Here is an 18,812-nt window from a genome sequence, read left to right as displayed (position 1 = left end):
TTTACGGCTCCCCCTTGGAGAAATTCCAGAGGCGGTGCATCGTCATAATGTCCGGAATGTTCATGGGGCGCACCACGCGGAACCCGATCATGCCTCCGTCCGTCAGGTACCAGATGCTTTTAGGGTTTTGAGGATCCTGACGGTTCCAGGCGGGGGTGCTGGCGCGGCGCGCAGCGCTTCTCAGGCTGTCCGGGTCGTCTTCCCACGAACCGCCGCGAACGATGTGAGGGGCGCCGGGGATGATGACCAGGGGGTCTTTCGTGGGCAAGCCGCTCCGTTTGCCGTAGGCATCCGGAACGTAAGAGTCCAAAACCCATTCCGCCACATTTCCGTGCATGTCCCGGAGTCCCCACTTATTTGGTTTTTTAGAGCCTGTTTTCTGGTAGCGGTCATTGGAATTGTTCCAGTACCAGGCGTACTGGTCCAGAGAGGCTTCCCCGTTTCCGTAAGAATAGGCGCCGGCGGAACCGGCCCGGCAGGCGTATTCCCATTCCGCCTCCGTGGGCAGGCGGTAGTAATGCCCGGTCTGGGCGCTCAGCCATTCGCAGAATTTGCTGGCGGCGTGGTGGGACATGGAGATGGCGGGCAGGCCGTGTTCATAGCCGTGGCCCATGCCCAGGTTCATGGCGGCGTAGGGGGCGGTAGGCTGCGTGACGGAGTCCCACAGTTCGTCATCCGGCTGTTCCTCCAGAAGCTGGCCGTCCTTGGCGCGCGGACGCCCGTTTTCCATGAAGGCCGTATAAAGTTCCCAGGGGATTTCCGTTTCCGAGATCCAGAAGGGGGAGATGCTCACTTTATGCTGCGGACCTTCGTCCGGTTTCCGGTGCGGCTCTTCCGCGGGACTCCCCATGAGGAACGTTCCTCCCGGTATGGCGACCATGCGCAGGGAAGCTCCCGCCGCGGGAACCGTTTCCGTGTAGGATTCAAAACGTGCCGGATTTCCGGAAGCTTCAATGAGCTGATGGATTTGGCGCGTCGTGCCGACCAGCTCCCGGGACGGCAGGTCATCCGGAATGGGAAGGGCAGGACCGGCAGCGCGGTCCAGTTCCCGTTTTTGCAGCGCGGATCGGCTTTCTCCCCACTGGCGTGCGCTGGTAATGCGCGCGGCATCTTCCGTGGCCGGGCGGGGGGAATTATTTTCTTCCCGGCACCCGGCCAGCAGGGCGCTTCCTCCCAGAAAGCAGGAAACAAGGAAAATGCCGCGCATGGAATGGTGAAAACCGGAATGCCCTACATCGTCATGCCTCCGTCGCAGGCAATGACCTGCCCGGTGATGTAACGGGCATCGTCAGAGGCAAGGAAGGCCGTCAGGGCGGCGATATCTTCCACGGAACCTTGTTCTTTCAAAGGTATTTTCTTGACGATTTCTTCCTTGAGATTGTCGGGAATGGCATTGGACATTTCCGTGGAGATGAAGCCGGGAGCAATGGCGTTGCACGTGACTTTGCGCGGAGCGAATTCCAGGGCCAGTGATTTGGTGAAGCCGATGAGGCCCGCCTTGGAAGCGGCGTAATTGGCCTGGCCGATGTTGCCGACGAGACCGATGACGGAGCTCATGTTGATGATGCGCCCGGCCGGGGATTTCATGAGAACACGCTGGAGGGCCTTGACCGTATTGAACGCGCTTTTCAGGTTGGTGTCCAGAACGGCATCCCAGTCTTCCTCCTTCATGCGGAGCATCAGGGAGTCCCGCGTGATGCCGGCGTTGTTCACCAGGATGTCAATCTGCAGGAAGTCTTTCAAAATGGCGGCCATGGTTTCCTGAACGGCCGCGTAATCCGCTACGTCGCAGGGGTAGGCCTTGCAGGAATCCGGAAATTCCTTGTTGATTTCTTCTGCGGCTCCCCCGCAGCTGGATGGACTGCGGCTGATCAGGATGACCCTGGCTCCTTCCGAAGCGAAGCGGCGCGCGACGGCATTGCCGATTCCGCGGCCCGCGCCGGTAACGATGGCTGTTTTACCTGCTAACTTTTGCATGCTGCCCACAGTAAACCCGTTTTTCACGGTTCCGGCAAGCTTGAAATGGACCTGGCCGCGCAGGACCCCATATGGGGAAAGGGCGGGCCGGGAATGAAAAAAGGGGGAGAAACGGGGTGAGGGGGAGGCTACTGTCCGGCCTCTTCATTTTCCCGGATTGCATTGGGGGGCGCCCCGTCTTCATCCGGTTCTACCAGGCCGCTGAATTCATCCGAATTTTCCAAAATGTCCTTTAAGGCGGCGGAACCGTAATAACGGGCCTCAAACGGGCGTTTGCCTTCCTGCCTGCAGCGGTTGTCCAGCATTTCCATTCGTTTTTTCATTTTTTCTATCAAGGCGTCTTCTTTCTCCTTTTCCGCATCGTTCAATTTATCCTGAAGCTGGAGGAAATGCCGGATGTCCTTCTGAATGTCCTGCGGCGTTTTGACGGCGTTGTCCGCGCTTTCCTTGTCCTGAACGCCTGCCAACGTCTGCTGGATATTGATGGCAAAGGAAAAGGCCTGGTTGATCAGGGATTCCGCGGAAGGAATTTTTTCCGCCGGAGCCGCTGCTGTGGGGAAGCCGTTCCGGCGGCCGTTTCACCAAATGCAAGAGAGGCTCCGGACAGAAGCGCAGAATATAAGAGAGGAACAAGAAAAGCCTTCATCCTGTTCTTTTGAGGCAGGATGAAATCCACGGCAAGGAAAAAGGGGAAACTGAAAAAAGAGCCTTATTCCGCCGTGATGCCGCCTTTTTCATCGTCCAGAATGCCTGACTTTTCCAGATAGTAGTCATATCCGCCTGCGTAGGCGGTGATGGTCCCCCGGTTCACATGCAGGGTTTTTTGTGCCAGGGAACGGATGAAGTGCACATCGTGGGAGATGAAGACCAGTGTTCCTTCATAATGCTTCAGAGCCTGCACCAGGGCTTCTACGGACAAAAGGTCCAGGTGGGTGGTCGGCTCGTCCATCAGCAGGAGGTTGGGCGGATCCACTAGGAATTTGACCAGGCTGAGCCGCGATTTTTCCCCGCCGGAAAGAACGCTGACGCGTTTTTCCACATCCAGCCTCCGGAACAGGAAGGAACCCAGGATGGAACGCGCTTCTTCCTCCCGGATTTCAGCGCTGCATTTCATGATTTCCTCCAGCACGGTATTTTCCGGATTCAGGTTTTCCGTTCGCGCCTGGGAGAAGTAGCCGATGCGCGTCGTGGTACCGGGAGTGCGTTGTCCGGAGTCAATGGGGATGATGCCCGCCAGGATTTTGAGAAGAGTGGATTTGCCCGCGCCGTTCGGACCTACAAGAACAGTGCGCTCCCCGCGTTCCACCAGCAGGTCCAGGTTTTCATAAACCCTGCGGTCGCCATAGGATTGGCAGACTTTTTCCAGCTCAATGACTTTCTGGGTGCTGCGCGGAGGCTGGGGGAAGTTGAATTTAAATACCTTCCTGCGGGCTACCGGTTTTTGAATGATTTTCATCTTTTCCAGCTGCTTGATGCGGCTCTGGACTTGCCCGGCTTTGGAATTGATGGAGCGGAAACGGTCAATAAATTCCTGAATGTGCGCTATTTCCTTCTGCTGGTTGCGGTAGGCCGCCTGAAGCTGCTCGAAGCGCACGTCCTTTTGTTGGAGGAAGTCCGAGTAATTGCCTCGGTATTCCACCAGTTCTTCGTTGTCGATGTCGTACACGCTTTCCACCAGCTCATCCATGAAATCCCGGTCGTGGGAAATCATCAGGATGGCTCCGGGGTAGTTTTTCAGGTATCGCTGGAGCCACAGCAGGGACAGGAGGTCCAGGTGGTTGGTAGGTTCGTCCAGCATCAGGAGGTCCGGCTCCAGGACAAGGAGCTTGGCCAGGTACGCGCGCATGATCCAGCCGCCGGACATTTCCCGGGCGGGGCGATGGAAGTCGCTTTCCCGAAAGGCCAGCCCTTTGAGAATTTTCTTGGCTTTGGGCTCCAGCTGGTAACCGTTGGCGGCGTTGAAAGTGTCAATGGCTTCCGCGTATTCCGGCGTATCCGTTTTGTTGGCGTTTTCCGCCGTCCGGATGGTGTGGATGGCCTGTTCCATTTCCGGCGTGATGCCCAGGGCGATTTCCAGAACGGTTTCATCCTTCGGTTCGCTGGCTTCCTGGGGAAGATAGCCCACGATGGCGTATTCATCCATGCTGATGGAGCCTTCGTCCGGCGTGTCTTCTCCCAGAATCATGCGGAACAGGGTGGATTTGCCTGCTCCGTTGGGGCCAACCAGAGCCACCCGTTCCCCCCAGTTAATGGTCATTTCCGTTTCCCTGAACAAGGTCCGTCCGGCGTGGGATTTTGTGAGATTTTTGATCGTCAGCATGGTGAAGAGAGGATGTATTCTACCGGGATGGAAAGGGGAAGGCAAGAGCCGTCAGGGCGGAGGCTGGCATTTTTGAAAGCTTTACTGGATTTTTACGCGTAGTCTGCTAGCCTTGGCGCGCCATGCCGACCACGCAGACATTCAGGCTTTTGCTTGCTGCCGCCCTTTTGTGCGGATGGAGTTCCTGCTGTACTCCTCCGGCGGAGGATTATATACAACAAACTTACGTGCAGCAGCAAATGTCCGGGCTGGCTAATGCCTTCCTGGCGCTGCTGCCGCCGGATCAGGCCTCTCTTCCCGCTGCCGGAGCGGAGGCCAGGTGGCTGGCGGACACGGCCGTGGTCCAGTCCGCAGCGATTGCCCGGGACAACAGGACTGTGCTGTTTGGCTGGCTGAACAATATTCTGGTCAATTCCAACCTGCGCGACAGGGGGCTGTGCTGGCAGGTCCAGCAGGATTTGTACCGGGACCTGCGCCGCCGCCCCGTGAAGTATTTCCGCATAGGGCTGACGATTCGAGACCGTGGAACGGGCAGGGAGCACAGTTGCGTGTATGTCAATGCCGCGGGGAAGGGATTGCAGGGCTCCATTGTTCTGGATGCCTGGAAGAACTGCGGGCATCTGGTGACGCTGACCCAGAAGGACCGGGAAGGCGGCAAATGGGAGGAGGACTGGCGGGAACCATTTGTTTCCAAGGCCTTTCCGGAGGGCCATTCCTACGGCATGGAACATCACCTGGTCTGGCCCGGGTGGGCCAGGAAACGCCCCATTCTGGTTCAGCGGATATTCCAGTCCGATCAGCAGAATGAGGCGAAGGCGGCCGCTGAATAAAGGGGAAGCCTGATCCGGCAGGAACCGGCACACGGTGCTGCGCCGCGGCGGTTTGCGGTATCCGCCGTTTTTAAGGAAAATCCCGGCGAATCGGCAAATGGCGGAGGGAATCCGGACTCAGGGCAAATAAAAACGCACTCAGTGCGTACACCGAGTGCGGATTAATTGGATAATTTGCTAGTGTTGCAGGGCAAAACCCCGCTGCAAACTTACTTGCCCTTGGCCTGCACAACCGGAGCGGGAGCAGGAGCGGTGGTTTGCTGTTGCTGCTGCTGCTGGGAGCAGGAAGCGACCAGGCAAGCGGCGCCGGCGATGGCGAGGATAGCGATGTTCTTCATAATTCGAATTAAATACAGTGTTTGTTAACTACTGGAACCTCCGCATCCACGGAGGTTTGCTGGCACCAATGTAAATGGTGGCAAGTAGAAATCAAGAGATTTTCTTGTTCCATGTCACGGCATTACAGAAAAGAGCAGGACCCCCGGTTTCTGAAGTCCTGCTCTTTTTGATGCGTTATGGAAAACGGATTGTTTCAAAACCGTTTTTTGCGCTTACAGGCTGCTCCCAAGCTCAATGATAGAGTAGTCCCCGTCCGGCCTCCGGTATACGATCTGGAGCACGTCTCGCCGCGCATTCCTGTAGAGTACGAATGGCTTATCGGAAAGTTCCAGTTCCATGATGGCTTCTTCCTTGTAAAGCTTTTTGAGATTGTAGCTTTCTCTGTGAATGAGCAGGGGTTCCGGGTCTTCCGGGGAATCTCCTGGGTAATCCAGCACGGAATCGTCATATACCGTTTCATCCAGCTTGCGGATAGTTTCCTGGTGATGGGGACGGAAATTCTTCATCAGGCGCGTTTTGTGCTTGCGCATGCGGCGCATGATTTTGGTGATCGTCTCATCAATGCAGGCGTACATGTCCGTCCCTTCCGTGGACGCGTCAATGGTGATATGATCCGAGCAGAACAGGATTACCTGAGAAATCTTGCGGTCGCGTTGCACATCAAGCAGTACTTTAACCTCCATAATGCGCGGGAAATCCAGGCGGATCCCCTCAATTTTTTTCGTTACGAATTCCCGAATCGCGTCTGTGACTTCCACGTGGCGCCCCGTGATCGTAATGGGTGTGTTTACGTTTACCTTTTGCATTGTCGTACCTCTTTCTAGTTGATGTTAATGCGCGGACCCCGTCCGCACCTTTCAAGATATACAGATTTGACAATGTTTGTCGAGGAATCCTTTCTTTTTTTCGCGTGCGGGGAAAGGCACTTTTCTGTTTCCGTTTCCATATGCCGGACCTGGGCGGCTCTCCTACCTGTTGTGAGCCAATCAATCGGGGAGCGGCCGTTTCCGTTTATCGCTTTCCGTCGTCTTCGGAATACGTTTGAACGTCTTTGTCATACAATTGCGGGTATAAAAAAATTATTTGAAAGTACTTGACATGCTGCGGAAATGCCTTATAACAGTTGCGCACTCCTCTACAGATGCTCTCTAAATCGCGGGATGGAGCAGCCAGGTAGCTCGTCAGGCTCATAACCTGAAGGTCGCAGGTTCAAATCCTGCTCCCGTAACCATTTGAAAACCCTGCAAGTTCATTGCTTGCAGGGTTTTTTCGTTACGAATGGAAAAGCATCCGGAGGGTATTGGGAGTCTGTTGTTTCCGGGAGCTTTTGTATTCGGGGAACTGATGCCCAAGAGAGTTGGAATGTGTGCTCCGGAAGTAATTTCCAAACTGGCGGCTGTGCCGGTGAAAGCCTTTTCTTGTGCTGCAGCCCCCTTCGTATGGGTGCTTTCCAAAAGCATAGTTTTCGCATGCAATTTGCTGGGCGTCAGTAATACGACTGACAGGGTGACGGAAGAGGAAATCCGCCTGATGATTCAGGAAAATGCCCGGGATGGGGATGTGCAGGATGTGGAACGTATATTTAATTTCGGTGACCGGAATTTGGAGTCCATCATAACTTCGCGGGGGGATATTGCATGGCTGGATGCCAAGATGACGGAACAGCCGTGCGGTCAGGGGCAGAGGCCCGTTATCCGTTTTGGTCCTTATTATAAATGGGTAACATGAGAAACGTCGCCAGCAATGTGGCTGGTCGTTTTTTTCATGTTGTTTTGTGCTTATGATCTACGGTGTTTTCCTTTTGATGCTGCGTTGATTTCAGTAAGCTTCATTTTATGCTTTGCCTGCCGTTTTCGATTGTCTGAGAGGTTTTCTCTTTTGAATCGTGCGGTTTCAACGGACCGTAGAAATAGGAGGCGGAGGCTCCCCCGTCAATCAGGAAGTCCGCGCCGGTGATGAAAGCCCCCTTGCCGCCCATCAGCAATTCCGCTACATGGGCTATTTCATCCGCCGTACCGGGTCTTCCTGCAGGGCACTTCGCAAACATGTTTTTGTAAAAATCACCTCTGGGACCGTTGAATTCATCGATTGCCAGAGGGGTGACTACAATGCCCGGGGAAATGGAGTTGATGCGTGCGCCTTTGGCACCCCATTTGACGGCTTCCGCCATGACACGCTTGACGTTGCAGCGTTTCGCCATCTGGTAGGCATGCAGAGTGTCCTTGATATTCCCGGGTTGGAGGAGTTCGAGGTTCAGCAATTCCTCTGTTGGAGTCATGGCCAGTTGTTCGTCCTGTTCGGCAGTCAGAGCGGGCATGCGGTGACCGGATTGGCTGGAGATAGTTACTCCCGAGCCGCCGGGGCAAATAACTTTCCCCACCTCTTCCAGCAATACGGCGGTTCCGTAGAGATCCACTTTAAGAATGGTTTCAACGGATGCCTGGCTGGGGGAAACCCCCGCTGCATTGACGAGCATGGAAATATTGCCGTACCTCTGTGCTTCTGCAATCAAATGCAGGATGGAGTCCCGGGAAGAGAGATCCATCTCTAAGGGGATGGTGTCAAATCCGGCCTGATTCATCGTCCGGGCAATGGCATGCGCGTTCCCGATATTTTTGTCGCCAATGACGATTTTCATACCGCTTCCTATTCTGCGGGCAATGGCCATGCCGATTTGCCCGGCTCCCGTCAATATCATGACTTTTTTGGATAGACGTTGTTCCATGGGCTATGAAATCAGTTGAAATGACCGGTTTTTATTCCTAGCCATATGTTATGTTCCTCTAGCCGGACGGTATGGCCCTCCCGCAAAAAGGGCAATGCAAAAACGGCCATAGGTGATGGTATTGCAAAATGGGTCATATGGATTGAAAAACTGAGGGGGGGATGAAAGAACCCAGGCAAAAGTCATGGCAGCATGCCGATTCTTTTCAGCCATGTTTTGACGCCTGCGGCATTGCCCGGCATGTCAATCCCCTCATCATCGGCACGTCCGGGAGTTGTAATATCTCCTGGGTCAAGGTCTTCTGGAAGAGTTGACGGAATGTGCCGGGAATGGGGCGTAAGCCTGTAAATTTGTTGCATGGATTCGTTTAAATAAGTAGTCGCGTCATAAGTAAAGAAGGGAATGAGCGTTTTCCCTTTCAGGTCAAATGCCTCTAAAAAGGTGCAAATCACCATGGCAGGCTGATGCCACCAGATTGGAGAGCCGACGAAGATAGTATCATATTTCGCCATCAGGGAGGCTTCAGGCAAGTTAGCGACCTTTGGGCGCAGGTTTTCATAAGCTTCTTTTTTGACACGGTCGCTGTCGCGGTAAGGGTCGGCATTGTAGGCCTCGGCGGCTTCAATCCGGTAGAGATCCGCTCCGGTCAGTTTCGCAATTTGTTCCGCCACCGCTTTGGTATTGCCCGTTGCGGAGAAATAAACAACCAGCGGTTTTCCCGCATCTTGTCCGGTTCTGCGGACAACAGGCAGCCCTTTTGCCTGCAACAGCGTGTTCAGCTCTTTCCGGACTGCATCTGCTTCCCCGGGGCCGATGTTCCTGGACACGATATCAAGCAGCTGGTGCAGCTGTGCGGGTGTTATGCCCAGATTCAGGCAGATGCCCATGTGAGAGCGGGCCATTGGTTCCACACCGCCTATGGCCGCGAGGATGGATACGGTAGCCAATTCGCGTTCATCATAGGTCAGAACGTCCCGTTCAAAAATATCTGCAAAAAGGTGTTCTTTCAGGAAACGTTCCATGACCGGGGCAAATTCGGCATAGGCAGCTTTCGGTGCATTGACGGGAATGCCGGAGATTTCCGCAAGAATGGCGCACCCGCGATCGTAGCGGCTGCGCTTGTCCTTTGTGGGGCAGGCATCTTGTCCCGGGGCATCGGCTATGCCTCGGGACTTTCTTTTATCCAGCACGGAGATGAATGTCTGCAACCCCCTCAGGCTTCGCGGAAACCCGCAATAGGCGTAGGAATGCACTAAAACTTCCCGGATTTCATTTATCGTCAATCCACTGTCCAAGGCGGCATTCAGGGCCGGCTGCAGCTGATGCAAATCCCCTCTGCCGGTATAGGCGGCAATGGTGATGATGTGTTTCTGCCTGGAGGTCAATTCCTGGCTGGAAAGGGCGGAATTTGCCGCCAGAGCCAGCACGCACGACATCAGGCAGAACAGGACAGACGATAAAAGTTTCATGAACCTGGGAGAGCAGTTTTACAGGTTTTTCCCGAAGAATTCCGCCAGCTTTCCGACAGCCTGATCCACGTATTCCGGCACGTAGTAGGTCTTGATATGCGTGGCGCCCGGAATGAGGAACAATTCCTTGTTGAGGGTTCCCGTGGCGCGGCTGTAGCATTGTTCCGTCATGTAGAAGGTGTCGGCTCTGCTGCCCGCCATCATCAGCAGGGGCTGGTTAATCAGGTGCATACCTTCGCTCGCGTCAAAGGCAAAGAGGTCCATCAGGCTGCTTTTGGTATAGCGGAAGGTGGAATTGGGGTGGGCGTGGCTTTGCAGATAATAGTCGTAGCCGTCCCGGTAGAGGTCAAAGGGCAGTTGGGCCGCCTGTTCCGGCGTTACTCCTTTCATGTCTCCCACGTATTCCGGCTGACCGCCTTCCGCTTCGCGCTGGCGGGCGGCGCAGGCGTCGGCAAGGCGTTCCTGCACGCTGTTGATCTGCGAGTCGAGAAACCCGTTGCGCCGGATCAAGCCGGTGTTGAACATGCTGAGCGTGGCGACTGCCTTGAAACGCTTGTCCGTCTGTGCGGTTTTCAGGGTGTAGCCTCCTCCGCCGCAAATGCCCAGGATGCCCAGACGGGAGGCGTCCGCTCCGGGATATTGCAGCAGGATGTCTGCGGCGCGGCGGATGTCTTCCATGCGGTTGGCGGGTTTGTCCGTATTGCGGGGAGTCCCTCCGCTGGCCCCCTGGTAGGCCGCGTCAAATGCCAGGCAGATGTAGCCCTGTTCCGCCATGCGCTGGCTGTAAAGTCCGGCCACCTGCTCCTTCACGCCGCCGTTGGGATGCGCCACGACAAGGGCGGGGTATTTTTTCGAGGCATCATATCCGGCGGGCGTATAAACATGGGCGGCAATTTGCAGTCCGTTCAGCATATAGGTGATTGGATGGATGTTGACGCGGCCTTCCATGTTTTCCGTGACGGCTCCCCGGTAAACCAGCCCCCAGGGATTGGCGTTGTGGCTTTTAATGCTTTTTGCTTCCGTAAATGGGGATTGGCGGGCTGGGGCTGTTGAAACGACCGGAGAATCATTTGTGTTCATTTGCTGCGCATTTAACTGGTGGTTGAAGGAAATCAGGGAAAGGGCTATTGAAATAATGGCGTTTGTTTTCATGGCATGTACTTTGCTTTCTCAAGCAGTTTCCATTCTATCATGAAAGGCTCTCTTCCCGTCGATAGACGGATTACAGGTTTTGCTACCATGATTACAGATGGCGGACGCAGAAAGTAAATGTGCGGGGGAGTGTGCCTGTCACCTGTCAAGTTTGTTCTGCCGGAGCCAGGCGGCCATATGGTCGGCAATGATGTTATTGTTTTTATCGGACATCAGAAAATGCGTATTTCCCCGGATGCCGATTTTGGGCAGTTCCACCAGAGCAGCATGGCCGCCATGCCTGTTGACGGCCTCCACAAATTTGCGTCCCATTTGCAGACGTACGCGCCAGTTTTCCCCTCCAAGCTTATCGGTGACGTTTTCAGGAATATAATCTCCGAAGTAGAGGATGATGGGGATTTGGGTGAGCTTGTTGAATTCCTCCGGCGGAACGGCGATCCCCTTCATCGTGCCGGTGAGGCTGGGCATGTCTTCGGGAACCTCCCCTTCCGGGAAGACGTAGGTGCCCGGTTCCAGGGAAATGATGCCGCGCACTTCCGGGTTGCGGATGGCCGTCAGCCAGCCGGGGAATCCCCCTGCGGAGTGAGTGACCAGGATGCCCTTGCCCACGCGCTTGAAGAGGGCGCTCAGGGCATCGAGTTCTTTTGTCATATCGTGCGTGCCGATATCGGGTGTCATTTGTCGGAAAAACTGATCCAGGGAATCCTTGTCCGTAGGGAACTGTACTCCCGGGTTGAATGCGGGCCATTCGCCGATCCGGAAGATGTCGAACCAGAACTGCTCGTCGGCAAGCGGCCTGATGGCGGTTTCCGCCGTCGTTCTGCCCGCCCGTCCCCGTCCTGGGAGGTCAACCAGGTAGGTGGCGTATCTTTTGCGCAGGAACATGTCATTAAAGCCCTCCCGTCCGTCCGGTGTTGTCTGCCAGCACCGGGCGGACTGTCCATAGCCATGAATGAAGATTAGAGGAAGCATGCGGGCATCGGCCGGTATCTGGAAGTCCACGGCGGCGTGGTCGGCGTGGTAACTCTGGCCGGCTTCAACTGCTTGCCCCCAGCCGGGAAAACGGCTGTTGTCATATGTTCCCGGGCGTTGCAGAATGTTCCCGCCCACGGCAAAACTGCCCTGCCTTGCAATAAGCAGGGGGGCTTGTTCCGCAGCTGGAACAGGGGGGGGGCCTCCCGCCTGAATCATGGCCGGAGGCGTGAATATCGATAAGAAAAAGGCAGGGAGGATTAACCGGTTTTTTTTCATCATTTCATGAAGGAGACTGAGTTGTCATGCTTTTGCAAGGGAGGAAAAGCGTGATTTGTTGATTAATGGGTTGATGATTTTTCTGTGATGGGACTTCCTCCAAATACGTCGGACATGTTCATAAAGGAGAGAGCTGCGTCGATCTGCCGGACTTCATCCGCGGATAGTATTACATGGGCTGCCTCTGCGTTTTCTTTCAGTCTGGAGAACTTTCGTGTTCCCGGAATGGGAACGATCCAGGACTTTTTGCAGAGCATCCACGCCAGGGAAATTTGTGCCGGAGTGGCCTGTTTTTCTTCCGCCAGATTATGGAGCAGGAGGAAGAGATCCTTGTTGGCGTCAAAGCTTTCCGGTCTGAACTGAGGCATGGAGCTGCGGTAGTCCGTCCCCGGCTCAAACGTGGAATTTAGGTTGTAGCGGCCGGAGAGCAGGCCGTTGGCCAGGGGGGAGAACGCTACAAAGCCGATGCCCAGTTCTTCCAGTACGGGAAAAAGGGATTCATGATAGCGCGCCATCATGGAATAACGGTTCTGGATGGCGGTGACCGGACATGTTACGTGCGCGCGCCGTATGGCTTCCTCCGTTGCTTCGGAAATACCCCAATGCGCGATTTTGCCTTCACGGATCAACTCCTGCATGACGCCCGCCACTTCCTCCGGCGGTACGGAATCATCCATGCGGTGCTGGTAATACAGGCCGATGCGTTCTACTCCCAGCCTTTTAAGGGAACTTTCCACGGATTGGCGGATTGTGCCGGGGCGGGAATCGGTGATCAGCGGGTATGGTCCGGGGCCTGCCGTGCCGCTGAAACGGATTCCGAATTTGGTCGCAATAACGATCCTGTCCCGGTAGGGCGCCAGCGCTTTCCCCAGCAGTTCTTCGTTGTCGTGGGGGTGTCCGGGCGTTCCGTACACTTCCGCCGTATCAAAGAATGTATATCCCATATCCACGGCCCGGGACAGGAGTTCCGCCATTTCCTTTTTGTCTGCGGGCGCTCCGTAGGCATGGCTCATTCCCATGCAGCCCAGGCCTATGGCTGAAACCTTCAGGCCGCTTTTGCCCAGCTCCCTGCATGGCATGTTTTGCCCGTTAATTGTTTTCATGCTTGCAAGACTACCATAGGATTTCTATTTTTTCCGATAGACGGATTACAGGTTTTGCTACCATGATTACAGGTTCCCGGAATGAGCTGGATAGCCGGCTCCCTTCCTGCTATGCTCCGGTCAAAAGCAGAGAAAGGGCATGGGCATTATTCTGAACATGGATTCCGTAGGGGACTACAACTCCTTTTTGGGGCAGGAAACGCTGCACCCGCTGGTCAGCGTCGTTGATTTTTCCAGGGTCCCGCCGCTGCGGCATGCCCGCAAGGCTTACGGGTTCTATGCCGTTTTCCTGAAAGACCTGAAATGCGGAGACCTGCGGTACGGAAGACATTATTATGATTACCAGGAGGGAACTCTTGTCTTCGTATCTCCCGGCCAGGTGCTGGGCAATGATGACAACGGGGAATATTTCCGGGTAGAGGGCCATGCCCTCCTGTTCCATCCCGATTTGCTCCGCGGCACCTCCCTGGGACGCAGGATGAAGGACTATACCTTTTTTTCCTATGACGCTTCCGAGTCCCTCCATATGTCGGAGAGGGAAAGGAATTTATTCCTGAACGGCCTGACGGAGATCCGGGAGGAACTGGAACGGGGCGTTGACCGGCATACCAAGTCCATCGTGACAGCCAACATCGAAGTTCTCCTGAACCACTGCATGCGTTTTTACGACCGCCAGTTCATTACCCGCGAGAATGTGAACAGGGATGTGCTGACGGAGTTCGAACGTCTGCTGGATTCCTACTTCGAGGGAGACAAGCCTCAGGAATGGGGTCTGCCCTATGTGCAGTATTTCGCGGATGAACTGCATCTCTCCGCCAACTATTTCGGTGATCTCGTCAAGAAAGAGACGGGAAAAACTCCCCAGGAGCATATCCATATCAAGCTGGTGGACAAAGCCAAGGAGCTCCTTTGCGCCACCAATAAATCCGTTAGTGAAATCGCCTATGAACTGGGGTTCAAGTATCCCCATCACCTGAGCCGCATGTTCAAGAAGAATACGGGATATTCCCCGAGCGAGTTCAGGTTGTCGGCGTGACGCCCGCTCCCTGTCGCCGGACAGCCTGCGGCATTCTGTCTGGAGCGGAACGGTTCGTTCCGGATTGATAGCCGGGCCAGGAATACAGAAAATAATCTTCTGTTCCGAACGGCAATAAACAGGAATGCATCTTTTTTCAGCTGTTCTGTTGTCCGCGGTATTCCTATTGGCACATGCAGGCAGTTTCCGGTGCCTAGGGAATGTATTGCCGGGGGTACAATAATGGCTTCAGCCTGCCGGATTCATATTACGGTTTTATGCCGTGGAGAAGAAATAACGTCATCTTGGAAAGGCAACCTTTTATGAACAGGTATTTTATGAACGTGTGGAGCGATCGTGCGCCGTTACTGCCGTCTTTGGCCTTGTTACGGTTGCGGACAAAGGGTATGGTGCGGCAAGATAACCTGCGCCATTAGACGGCATGATGAATGAAAGCGGTCTGCTGCCCTTCAGGAGACGACCGTTTGCATTCTTCCCGCAACGCCGTTCCGCTGAATAATATAAAACACTACAATAATGGGAAACTCAATAGACCATGGCATGTTCCGGAAGTCCGTCCTGCTGGCTTTCGGATTGTCCATTTCCTTCTCGGGCTTCGCGCTTGCCGCATCGGAAGAACCGGTTTCGGAGCAACAGGCCCAGGCCGTTGAAGGCGCCAGAAAAATCAATCCTGCCGCCGTGGAAGTGTTGCTTGACAACAACCGCCGGATGACGCTCGATTTTTACGGAGACAATGTTTTTCGGATTTTCCGGGATGACAGAGGCGGTATTATCCGAGATCCCAAGGCGGAACCGGAAGCCCGCATTCTGGCGGACAGTCCCCGGAGGCCGGTTTCCCGGCTGGATGTGGACCAGCAGGGCGATGCGGTTGTCATCACTACGGGGAAGGTCAGGATTGAGATAAATAAAAAGACCTCTCTTTTCAAGGTGATCAATCTGAAGGATCATTCCGTGGTGGTGGAGCAGGCGTCCCCCGTGCTTTTTGGAAAGGGCAAAACCAGCTTTTCCCTGAAGGCGAAGCCGGACGAATATTTTTACGGCGGCGGCGTACAGAACGGCCGTTTTTCCCACAAGGGAAAGGTCATTTCCATAGAAAACCAGAACAGCTGGACGGATGGCGGCGTGGCTTCCCCCACTCCCTTTTACTGGTCCACCGGCGGGTACGGCGTCATGTGGCATACCTTCAAGAAAGGGCAGTATGATTTCGGTTCCAGGGAAGAGAATCTGGTGAACCTCTCGCATGATGAAAATTATCTGGATGTCTTTTTCATGGTCAGCGACGGGCCGGTCAGCCTTTTGAGGGATTTCTACCAGCTTACCGGCGCTCCCGTTCTGCTGCCCAAGTTCGCCTTTTACCAGGGCCACCTGAACGCCTATAACCGGGATTACTGGAAGGAAGATGAAAAAGGCATCCTGTTTGAGGACGGGAAACGGTACAAGGAAAGCCAGAAGGATAACGGAGGCATTAAGGAATCCCTGAACGGGGAATTGAATAATTACCAGTTTTCCGGCCGCGCCGTCGTGGACCGTTACAAGGCCCATGACATGCCGCTGGGATGGCTTCTGCCGAACGACGGCTACGGAGCCGGGTACGGCCAGACGGATACCCTGGACGGCAATATTGCGAATTTGAAGAGCCTGGCGGACTACGCCAGGAAAAACGGCGTGGAAATCGGTTTGTGGACCCAGTCCGACCTGCATCCCAAGCCGGAAATCAGCGCTTTGCTCCAGCGCGATATCGTGAAGGAAGTGCGGGACGCCGGAGTGCGCGTGCTGAAGACGGACGTCGCCTGGGTAGGCGCGGGCTATTCCTTCGGTCTGAACGGTATTACGGACGTAGCCCAGATCATGACTTACTACGGGAATAACAGCCGCCCGTTCATTATTTCCCTGGACGGCTGGGCCGGAACCCAGCGGTATGCCGGCATTTGGTCGGGCGACCAGACGGGCGGCGTCTGGGAGTATATCCGTTTCCATATTCCCACCTACATCGGCTCCGGCCTTTCCGGGCAGCCCAATATCTGTTCGGACATGGACGGCATTTTCGGCGGAAAGAACCCGTTGGTGAACGTCCGCGATTTCCAGTGGAAAACGTTCACCCCCATGGAGCTGAACATGGACGGCTGGGGAGCCAATGAGAAGTATCCCCATGCTTTCGGGGAACCTTACACCTCCATCAACCGATGGTACCTCAAGCTCAAGTCGGAACTGCTTCCGTACGCTTACAGCATTGCGGAGGAATCAGTTTCCGGCCTGCCCATGATCCGGGCCATGTTCCTGGAATATCCCAATCCCTACACGCTGGGCAAAGCGACGCAGTACCAGTTCCTCTACGGCCCTTACTTCCTGGTGGCGCCCGTTTACCAGGAAACCAGGGCGGATAAGGAGGGGAATGACGTCCGCCATGGCATTTACCTGCCGGAAGGGCAGTGGATTGATTATTTCACCGGGGATTTGTATGAGGGCGGCAAGATTTACAATGATGTTGATGCTCCTTTGTGGAAGTTGCCCGTGTTCGTTAAAAACGGCGCGATCATCCCTATGGCGAACCCGAGCAACAATGTCTCGGAAATCAATCCCAATCTGCGCATTTACGAACTTTATCCGCACGGCAGCACCTCCTTTACCACGTATGACGACGATGGCGTGACGGAGGAATACAGAACCGGCAGGGGCGTCCGCACTCTGGTGGAGTCCAGGGTGGACGGCAAAAACAACGTGACCGTCACTGTTCATCCGGCGGTGGGGGATTTCGACGGTTTCCAGAAAAAGAAGGCCACGGAATTCCGCATCAATGTGACGCAGAAGCCGTCCGGGGTTTCCGCCAAAATTGGGGAAAACAGCATCAACCTGGCGGAAGCGAATTCCCTGGAGGATTTCAAATCCAGGGAGAATGTTTATTTTTATGACCGGGCTCCCAACCTGAACAGGTTCGCAACGAAAGGCAGCGATTTTGAAAAAAAGGTGATCGCCGGGAATCCGCAATTGCTGGTGAAGCTGGCCGCAGCAGATATCACGGCGGCCCCTACGGTGCTTTCCGTGGAAGGGTTCCGGTTTGAACCGGCTGAAAAGTATCGCCTTTCTTCCGGAGCCCTGACCGCTCCCGCCAATGCCGCGGTGACGGAGGAAAACGCGGCGGCCTATACCCTGAAGCCTACGTGGGACGCCGTCCCGAACGCCGATTTTTATGAAATCGAGTTTGGAGGAATGCTGTACACCACCATCAAGGGAACGGAATTCCTGTTTGAGGATTTGGAGGCCGAGACTCCTTATTCCTTCAAGGTGCGGGCCGCCAACCGGGACGGCCATTCCGCGTGGACGGCCGTCAGCGCGAAGACGAAAGCCAATCCGCTTGAGTTCGCCATTCCGGGAATCGAAGGTGAAACGAGCGTGGAAAACCAGGGCAGCTCCCTGGCGAAGCTGTTTGATTTCAAGGAAAAGGATGTGTGGCACACGAAGCATGATGCGAAGGCTGTTCCGTTTGACCTGGTCATGGACCTGAAAACGATTAACAGGCTTGAGAAGTTTCATTACGTTCCCCGCGAGGACGGCGGCAACGGAACGCTGCTGAAAGGCGCTGTTTATTACAGCATGGACCGGGAGAACTGGACGAAGGCAGGAACATTCCAGTGGGATAAAAATGGAGACGTGAAGATATTCGGCTTCAAGGATGCTCCCACGGCGCGCTATATCAAGCTTCATGTCACGGAAAGCGCGGGTGATTACGGCTCCGGCAGGGAAATCTACGTTTTCAAGGTTCCGGGTACGGAAAGCTATTTGCCGGGCGATATCAACAACGACGGCAAGATTGACCGGAATGACCTGACTTCCTACATCAACTATACGGGCCTGCGGAAAGGCGATTCCGACTTTGAAGGCTACATCAGTAACGGGGACATCAACAAGAATGGCCTTATTGACGCTTACGATATTTCCGTGGTAGCCACCCAGCTGGAAGACGAAGCCGACCAGCCGCAGGAAGAAGCCGACAAGAAAGATGAGGAAGAGGATAAGGCGGTAGGGGACGACGAGAAGAAAAAAGCCGCCGAGGAGGCAAAGAAGAAAGTCCGCGTGGACGGAACGCTTTTGCTTAGTGCGGATAAGAAAAGGTATTCCAGGGGAGACGCCGTCAAGGTGTCCGTAAAGGGCCGGAACCTCCGGCTGGTGAATGCCCTGAGCTTCGCTCTTCCGTATGACCCCAAGGATTTGGAATTCGTGGGCGTGGAGGTGAAGAACATGAAGAACATGGAGAACCTGACGAACGACAGGCTTCATACGAACGGGACCAAGGCCCTGTATCCCACCTTCGTCAACATCGGAGACAAAGAGCCTGTGGAAGGAACCTCCGAACTGTTTGTGCTGAAATTCAAGGCTCGTCGCGACATGAAGTTCCAGCCGAAGCTCACGGACGGCATAGTGGTGGATAAAAAGCTGAACACCAAAAAATTGTAATTTAACATCCTGATACGGCTCCATGCCCGGCCAAACGGCGGCCGCGCATGGAGCTTGCCGTTCCGGCGGAGTATTTCCGCAGTATTCATCGCTGTGGAGCGGTGTTCTTCCGCGTGTTTCGGAAAATCCGGACGGAGCGGCGACGCGGAAATATTTTC

General features: G+C 54.9%; 14 protein-coding genes, 1 tRNA gene and 2 pseudogenes. 5 read left to right on the top strand and 12 right to left on the bottom strand.

The window, feature by feature from the left end:
- Position 1: 1 nt before the first annotated feature.
- The 4 genes from BHW66_RS07440 to BHW66_RS07425 all read right to left on the bottom strand — a co-directional run bounded on the left by BHW66_RS07440 (position 2) and on the right by BHW66_RS07425 (position 4,297).
- Positions 2-1,207 carry an SUMF1/EgtB/PvdO family nonheme iron enzyme gene (locus BHW66_RS07440; protein WP_022197436.1) on the bottom strand — a complete coding sequence of 402 codons (1,206 nt, stop codon included), beginning with the start codon at positions 1,205-1,207 and terminating at the stop codon, positions 2-4.
- Between the two features lie 23 nt (positions 1,208-1,230).
- On the bottom strand, positions 1,231-1,977 hold the full coding sequence (gene fabG / locus BHW66_RS07435) for a 3-oxoacyl-[acyl-carrier-protein] reductase (RefSeq protein ID WP_022197437.1): 747 nt from the start codon (positions 1,975-1,977) through the stop codon (positions 1,231-1,233).
- A 128-nt stretch (positions 1,978-2,105) separates the two neighbouring features.
- Positions 2,106-2,444, bottom strand: coding sequence for a hypothetical protein (locus tag BHW66_RS07430; protein ID WP_046434456.1), 339 nt, complete (start codon positions 2,442-2,444; stop codon positions 2,106-2,108).
- A gap of 242 nt (positions 2,445-2,686) precedes the next feature.
- Positions 2,687-4,297, bottom strand: a complete 1,611-nt coding sequence (locus BHW66_RS07425; RefSeq protein WP_022197439.1) for an ABC-F family ATP-binding cassette domain-containing protein — start codon at positions 4,295-4,297, stop codon at positions 2,687-2,689.
- A 122-nt stretch (positions 4,298-4,419) separates the two neighbouring features.
- Between BHW66_RS07425 and BHW66_RS07420 the strand changes: the two genes are divergently transcribed.
- On the top strand, positions 4,420-5,127 hold the full coding sequence (locus BHW66_RS07420) for a hypothetical protein (protein WP_102742029.1): 708 nt from the start codon (positions 4,420-4,422) through the stop codon (positions 5,125-5,127).
- Positions 5,128-5,336: 209 nt separating this feature from the next.
- Here the strand turns inward: BHW66_RS07420 and BHW66_RS07415 are convergent, their stop codons facing one another.
- Both BHW66_RS07415 and raiA read right to left on the bottom strand, forming a co-directional pair.
- Positions 5,337-5,465 carry a hypothetical protein gene (locus BHW66_RS07415; RefSeq protein ID WP_012420041.1) on the bottom strand — a complete coding sequence of 43 codons (129 nt, stop codon included), beginning with the start codon at positions 5,463-5,465 and terminating at the stop codon, positions 5,337-5,339.
- Positions 5,466-5,678: 213 nt separating this feature from the next.
- Complete coding sequence (raiA, locus tag BHW66_RS07410) at positions 5,679-6,272, bottom strand: ribosome-associated translation inhibitor RaiA (RefSeq protein WP_012420042.1); 594 nt, start codon at positions 6,270-6,272, stop codon at positions 5,679-5,681.
- Positions 6,273-6,620: 348 nt separating this feature from the next.
- Here raiA and BHW66_RS07405 point away from each other — a divergent pair.
- Together BHW66_RS07405 and BHW66_RS07400 are read left to right on the top strand one after the other, a co-directional pair.
- A tRNA-Met gene (locus tag BHW66_RS07405) sits at positions 6,621-6,697 on the top strand.
- Between the two features lie 47 nt (positions 6,698-6,744).
- Complete coding sequence (locus tag BHW66_RS07400) at positions 6,745-7,194, top strand: CNNM domain-containing protein (RefSeq protein WP_046434461.1); 450 nt, start codon at positions 6,745-6,747, stop codon at positions 7,192-7,194.
- Between the two features lie 100 nt (positions 7,195-7,294).
- Here BHW66_RS07400 and BHW66_RS07395 read toward each other — a convergent pair whose 3' ends face one another.
- The 6 genes and pseudogenes from BHW66_RS07395 to BHW66_RS07375 form a co-directional block, all read right to left on the bottom strand.
- Positions 7,295-8,191: an SDR family oxidoreductase gene (locus BHW66_RS07395; protein ID WP_046434463.1), complete on the bottom strand. Its 897-nt coding sequence runs from the start codon at positions 8,189-8,191 to the stop codon at positions 7,295-7,297.
- A gap of 182 nt (positions 8,192-8,373) precedes the next feature.
- Positions 8,374-8,901, bottom strand: a pseudogene (locus tag BHW66_RS12805) (flavodoxin); the annotation flags it as partial.
- Between the two features lie 126 nt (positions 8,902-9,027).
- Positions 9,028-9,627, bottom strand: a pseudogene (locus tag BHW66_RS12800) (carboxymuconolactone decarboxylase family protein); the annotation flags it as partial.
- A gap of 51 nt (positions 9,628-9,678) precedes the next feature.
- Positions 9,679-10,812 carry an alpha/beta hydrolase gene (locus BHW66_RS07385; protein WP_046434465.1) on the bottom strand — a complete coding sequence of 378 codons (1,134 nt, stop codon included), beginning with the start codon at positions 10,810-10,812 and terminating at the stop codon, positions 9,679-9,681.
- A gap of 138 nt (positions 10,813-10,950) precedes the next feature.
- Entirely contained in the window at positions 10,951-12,003 is a 1,053-nt protein-coding gene (locus BHW66_RS07380) for an alpha/beta fold hydrolase (RefSeq protein WP_215833676.1), read from the bottom strand.
- A 122-nt stretch (positions 12,004-12,125) separates the two neighbouring features.
- On the bottom strand, positions 12,126-13,142 hold the full coding sequence (locus tag BHW66_RS07375; protein WP_046434630.1) for an aldo/keto reductase: 1,017 nt from the start codon (positions 13,140-13,142) through the stop codon (positions 12,126-12,128).
- 163 nt (positions 13,143-13,305) lie between these two features.
- On the opposite strand from BHW66_RS07375, the gene BHW66_RS07370 reads away from it, so the two are divergent.
- Both BHW66_RS07370 and BHW66_RS07365 read left to right on the top strand, forming a co-directional pair.
- Entirely contained in the window at positions 13,306-14,202 is an 897-nt protein-coding gene (locus tag BHW66_RS07370; RefSeq protein ID WP_046434469.1) for a helix-turn-helix transcriptional regulator, read from the top strand.
- A gap of 516 nt (positions 14,203-14,718) precedes the next feature.
- On the top strand, positions 14,719-18,654 hold the full coding sequence (locus BHW66_RS07365) for a TIM-barrel domain-containing protein (protein ID WP_046434471.1): 3,936 nt from the start codon (positions 14,719-14,721) through the stop codon (positions 18,652-18,654).
- Positions 18,655-18,812: the final 158 nt, after the last annotated feature.

Origin of the sequence: Akkermansia sp. 54_46 (assembly GCF_001917295.1) — a bacterium.
GTDB lineage: Bacteria > Verrucomicrobiota > Verrucomicrobiia > Verrucomicrobiales > Akkermansiaceae > Akkermansia > Akkermansia muciniphila.
The sequence above is the reverse complement of the archived record's forward strand: the minus strand, read 5'-3'. Positions and strand labels throughout refer to the sequence as shown.